Below are 206 nucleotides of genomic sequence, written 5' to 3' on the forward strand. Positions count from 1 at the left end.
GCTTATGCCATTGCACTAACCTCCTGATGTCCGACCAGGATTAGCCAACCTTCGTGCTCCTCCGTTACGCTTTGGGAGGAGACCGCCCCAGTCAAACTACCCACCAGACACTGTCCGCAGCCCGGATGACGGGCCCACGTTAGAACATCAAACGTTAAAGGGTGGTATTTCAAGGATGGCTCCACGCGGACTGGCGTCCGCGCTTC

1 rRNA gene is annotated in these 206 nt (G+C 57.3%); it reads right to left on the bottom strand.

The features are described 5' to 3' along the window. Positions 1-206: ribosomal RNA gene (locus F3J39_RS18750) — 23S ribosomal RNA — on the bottom strand; the annotation flags it as partial.

Source organism: Pantoea sp. Acro-807, from assembly GCF_011752675.1.
Classification (GTDB): domain Bacteria; phylum Pseudomonadota; class Gammaproteobacteria; order Enterobacterales; family Enterobacteriaceae; genus Pantoea; species Pantoea eucrina.